The 5,809-nt window shown below is 58.3% G+C and carries 3 protein-coding genes; all 3 read right to left on the reverse strand.

What is annotated here, in order from left to right:
* Positions 1-773: proton-conducting transporter membrane subunit (locus tag ABX749_RS19090; protein ID WP_372897365.1), on the reverse strand; the 773-nt coding region annotated here is incomplete at its 3' end.
* A gap of 46 nt (positions 774-819) precedes the next feature.
* Entirely contained in the window at positions 820-2,214 is a 1,395-nt protein-coding gene (locus ABX749_RS19095; protein WP_372897366.1) for a proton-conducting transporter membrane subunit, read from the reverse strand.
* Positions 2,215-2,336: 122 nt separating this feature from the next.
* Positions 2,337-5,459 (reverse strand): DUF2309 domain-containing protein, encoded by a 3,123-nt coding sequence (locus ABX749_RS19100; protein ID WP_372897367.1) that lies wholly within the window; start codon positions 5,457-5,459, stop codon positions 2,337-2,339.
* Between the last annotated feature and the right edge of the window lie 350 nt (positions 5,460-5,809).

Genomic DNA, 5,809 nt, shown 5'->3' on the forward strand with positions numbered 1-5,809 from the left:
ACCAACGACAGCACGGCAATACTTTGCAGCGCCCACGACGGAGCGATCGGCAACACCAACCGCATCACGGCATAGGCCCCGACCAGCGGCGTGGAAAACAGAATCGCGGTTCCGAAGGTGGCCTTTTCGAACAGATCCGTCATCCACAGATGAAACGGGAACACGCCGCTGCGAAACAGCGCCGCCGCCGTCAACAGTGCCCCCGGAATCAGCACCGCCGTACTATTCATCTCGGTCACACTGAGCCAGCCATAGCCGACCAACAGCAGCGCCGCAAAGACGGCCATGTGCAACACATAAAGACGCGTGCATCGCTGCCGGTTCCGCAGTTCCAAATACGGTGGAATCGTCGCCGCGATCAGCAACACGATCAGCGTCCAAGAGCTGCGACAGCTGAACGTTGCCAACACAAGCGTCTCGGAGACCAACGCGAGTTTCAGCGAGAACCGTGGCGCTTTGGTGCGCAGCGTCGACATCACCGTGACCAGAAAGATCAACGCCGCGAGCGGCAATTGAAACGCGCTGAGTTCGTCGACGACAAAAACGTCTCGATCGAACATCCAATCGATAAACGGCCAATGGTCGTGCGCTTCGAACGTCCCGATCAAGACAAAATCGATCAGTTCGCCGATCGTCAATGCGAACGTCACCGAACAAATCGCGATGGCGTGTCGCAAGATGTTGTCGCGGTTGCCGAGCAAATGAATCCAAACCGCCCCGAACAGGGGAACCAGAATGGAAACTTCAATCCAGGGAAAGTGAAACTCGGGCATTGTGGGCGTTGCGAGGGTAAGTGATCAAATCGTGGACGGTGATGCGTTAAGCCGCGGACTTTAAACCTTCGGGGTGCAGTTCAGCCTGGTCGGATTCGCGTGATGCTTCATTGGACAACGCATCGGTGACTTGTCGCTCCATCGAATCGCACCAGCGGAACACCCGCACGAATGGCTGGACGATCCACTTGTCCAAAGCGATGTCCATGAATCCCCGCTCGAATCCGAACCGGTAGCACCAACGCTGCATGCGTGGTGGCAAAAAACCAGCTCCCACCCAGGCATCACGCGGCAATCGCGTGCCCATCTTGTTTTCCAAATCGCTGTAGTCCCTGAGCAACGTCGGGGCACGCAACAATTGCATCGTCCGCAGGCTCGCGTGTCCGATGATGTGGATCAGTGCCAGATACTTCAGCCCCAATCCGATCTCCACGACGATGATTCCGACCTGAGTCAGCGAGGCGTAGGCGAGCGAAACCTTGACATCGTTTTGCACGCGTGACATCACCGCGCCGCAAACCGCCGAGACGATGCCGAGACTGATGACCATCACTTGCAGGGTCAACGAGGCTTCGAGAATCGGACTGAGTCTTAACAGTAGGAACGCGCCCAAGTGAACCGACAAGGCGCCGTAAAAAATGGCACTTGAGGGTGTCGGGCCTTCCATCGCTCGGGGCAGCCAACCGCTGAACGGAAACAGGGCCGACTTACCGGCCGCCGCGACCAACAGCAGCGACCCGACCATCAAGGCCTGGCTGGACGTGATCGCGGCCGTGCCTTCGGGCCAAACGCCGCTGCTCATCAGCCCACCGAAGTCGCCTTCGCCGGTCATGTGATGCATCGTGATCGCGGCGATCAAAAACGCGGCGTCGCTGAGGCGATAAATCGACCACACCCGTTGACCGTTGCGCACCGGATTGGTCCGTTCGTGAAAATAGGCCACCAACAGCGCGGACGACAGGCCGACCATTTCCCAGCCGACAAACAACGTTTCGATCGTACTGGCCAACGAAGACAGCACCATGCCACAAAAAAACATCGCGTAGTACAGAAAAAATCGTCCATACCCTTCCTCGCGATGCAAGTAGCGACGTGTGAAGGCACCCACGACACCACAAAGGACGCAGGAGAGCATCAAGAAAGGAATACTGAGGCGATCGAAAACGAACTTCAAATGAAATTGAAACTGCTCCTCGGGAATCGTCACCCAGTTCCCCAACTCGATCGGCACATAGCGAATGTCCGTTGCGAGCATGATCAACAGGATGGCAACGGCGGGCAGCAACGAAAACAGCACGGCCGCCTGTGTGAAACGCGCGATCGACGTCTCGCTCAAGGGACGATTGACGAGTGTCGAAAGCCCCAGAATCGCCAACAACACGATCGGGCTGCAAACGACCGCCGTGCCGAGGATATGAAAGAGCAGGTGGAGGGGAGTCATGATGAAGGGTTCAAATTGAATTCAAGGTGCGAGCCGAAGTGGCGTAAGCTGCTAGCTTGCGTTCGGTGGTCTGTTTGGAGATGGCGAGCAAGCTGCTTCCCCGACGATTGAATCGGACAATCTCACGAGGATTCTTCGATCGACGCATAGCCCAGGTGATCTCGCTGGCCGCGGTACCAATCGGCCGACGACGCGACGACGGGCAAATCGCTCGACTCCGGGGTGTAGCGTTGATACGTGCCGTTGACGTACCGCATGATCGTCGAGGTCTCGGGATCGATCAGCGCAATCTGAACCCAGTTCCCCTTGATCAAGCGTTCGATCCCCGGGTTCTCGTTGATGATCCTGTCCATTTTTTCTGGCGAGGTTTCGATGACGAACAGGATCCGCATCGGTTCGTGGATTTCAACCATCTGTTGAGACAATCCCGGACGCAGATCACTGGCGGCTCCGGTCATCACGCCGATCATCGACGCCACGTTGTGGGGCAACTTGGATCCACAGCCGTAACCTTCGACATCGACGGTAGAAAAGTAGTATTCCAAACTGATCCCCGCACAGACGGGGATCGCCGCTTGCAGAATCCGGGTCAGCACGCTGACGTGTTCGTCGTCCACCGCCGGATCGTATTCTGTCAAGAACACGCGACGATCCATGAACAGGCCACGGGTCCAGTCGCGACGTCCGACGGTGACGACCGCATTGGTCGCGTGGTTGTATTCCGGCCGAGCCTGTGACAAATCTTCCGCCCGCTCTTCGACATGCTCGAGCGCCTCTTCGGCGGTCAGATCCAACGGCGCGGATTCGAATCGCCGAGCCCGTTCGTGAGCATTTCGGGCGCGCGTCTCGTTGACGCTTTTTTCAATGCGACGAAACAGCGAACGATGCGTCCGTGGCAACAGATCCAGATCGTAGTACTCCACGTCATCATTGCAGGTGTTATGAAACGCCCCCACAAAACGCACGTCATCGGGCAATTCCACACCGCGTCCGGAGATCAATCGTCGGACGCGAGGATCGTTGGCCATCATGGCAAACGCTCGTGCGTTGGGACCGCCACGTCCGCCGCTGCAGGCGCCACAGTTGTAAGCGGATTCATGGGGATTATTCAGACTGCCGCTGCCGTGGCCGAAGAAGACGATGATCGGAGGAAAGTTGTCGACCATCCCAATGTCTTGCAGGATACGGATTACGATCCCCGCCATCTCGTCCAAGCTGTAACCGAGCGATTCGGGTTCGGGTCCGGGTGCTGCGGCGGTCCGTTCCAGATGCAACTCGGTCGCGGGTGGTTTGACAAAGGACCCCATCGTTGCGCGAATTTTGGAAGTCAGCCGCGGAGCCAAGATGCGTGCCACCATCGGGAATGTCGCCAACGCCCCAAAAACCCCGGTCACCCAGCCACCGATCATGGTCCGCGAATGGGCGTGAACTTGATGGGTGAACCAACCGATGCGGCGGCGTCGTTCCGCCCGTTTTGCGCTGACGTGCCTGGCCGAGAACAGGGGTTCTTCGCGGACGAAATGCTGTGGCGTCAGAATCGCCGGACAGAGCGCTCGGTAGTGTGCGTGGTCGACGCCCTGGTAATACATGGCGACCGCGAAGAAACCGGCGGCCGAGGCCGTCACACTTTCGGGATCGACTTCTTCCAGGTGTCGGCGGAACGATTCTTCCCGATCATCGATGCAAAAGATCGCCGCATACGCGGGCTTGCCGGACTTGCTGTCGCGACGTTTCTGGCGGCGACGAGCCGAATGGATGGCGATCGCATCGAGCGTCGCATTGCGATAGTGCCGTTCATAAGCGGCGTGCAGGACGCGACGCCGTTGGACCGAATCGAACGTTTCGATTTCACGAATCAGACACGCCCATTGCCCGGGCGTCATGTGGACCAATTGTTCGGGTGTCCAACCGCCGGCCTGGGCGAGTTGAAAGATCGTGTACGTCCGCTCGTCGGTCGAGGGTCCCCGTTTGACGCCAAGCCGGCTTTCGGCGATCCCGCGAATCTCTCGATAATCGCGCGTCCCGTACTGTCGTTCGCCGAAGTCAGCGATTGCATAGCGTTCGAGCATCAAGCGAATGGCCAAGTATTCGTTCAACGTTCCGCCGCGAACCGGGTGCTGCAGGAACGGAGTATTCGTCTCCATTTGCCAGATCATGCCCGCCCAGCCTCGCAGGGCCAACAGCGTCGATGCGATCTTCTCTTCGTCCTCTTCCTCGGCGATCCCCAACGCTTCGAGCGACTGCTGGATCGAGACGAGCGGATCGAACGGTTCGGACTGGATCGCTTTCAATTCGCCGACGATCCCGTTCATCCAGTTCGGCGTCACCGCCAGCGATCCCTGGTACAACCGTGCAAACGCTTGCGCGAATCCGAGTCCTCGATCGGGCAACGCCCAATCGGAAAAACCTTGGTCGAGAAACGCGCCGCAGAAGCGAATCAGCACGTCGTTGACGCTGACGTCGATGTCTTCGCCAGAAACCTCCCACAACAAGTCACGTAACCGGATCGGATCCCGCCGTTCAAATTCGGGTAATCCGGCGGATTGGACGCCGGCGCGTGAAATCTGCCACAACAGTTCCAGCGTGAAGGCTTCCCACTGGGCGTCGGACCACCATTCAATCGACTGGCGACGTGAACGATCGACCGCCGACAAAACGACATCGGGCAATCGCGTCTCCGAATCGCCTCCGTCACGTTCCGCCGCTTGCCCAGTCAGGTCCAGATGACGCATCACCCAACTGCGGGTCTTCCCCACCATCTGTTCGGCACGCTGCGGCGAAACCTCGGCGCGAAACCGGGTCAGCAAATCCGATTCGGCCAACAACCATTTCAGCTCCGCATCGGGGGCCGAATGCAGCGTCATCTGCAGCATCGCCAAGCGAAGGGTGTAGCGTGTCCCGAAACTGGCGACCAATTCATCAGCTTCCTCATCCAGGTCATCCATCAAGACCTGTCGCAGATCCTCCGCTGAGATCCGCCCACGAGCCAGTTCGCTTCGATAGCGTTGTTCCGGCCAGTAGGGCTCGCAACCGTAACGCCGTCCCCCTTCGATCACCGCCTGTTCAAACGGCATGTCCTCAAAGGAATGCAACGTGTTGTGGTGAACGAAGACCGAGATGGGTCCTTGAGAAGGCAAGAAGTGAGTCGCGTGTTCGATCGCCGCTTGCAGCTTGGAGTGTTGATCCGCGCCGGCTCGAACGAAGGCTTCGGTGGTGGGAATGACGGCGGAGGTTGCGTCTTGCATGGTGGCGATGGCTGGTTCGAGCAAAGTGATCACATCTTCATGATTTGCGTTGAGATCACGTGTTGACGTCCTTCGTTGGGCACAATTCGTACCAAACCGATGGAGACCGTCTCGGCGGCGGCCCCCGATTGCCGTCCGTCCCCCCAAACACGGACGTTTGTGCCAATCACCGACAAGAAAAAAAACAGGATGGCGTGACGCAGCAGCGGGCAATCCCACACCCCTTGCTTGAAAGGCGGGCAGGTGCTTGTCGTTGCGTCGACGCATCGAGAGGCGTACGTGCTTCATCTTGCAGGGTGCATCGTCTTGCACGTACGTGCAAAGATTTGCACTGTCTAACGCATCGTTCT

It is taken from the genome of Stieleria sp. (assembly GCF_041595215.1).
Classification (GTDB): Bacteria; Planctomycetota; Planctomycetia; order Pirellulales; family Pirellulaceae; genus Stieleria; species Stieleria magnilauensis.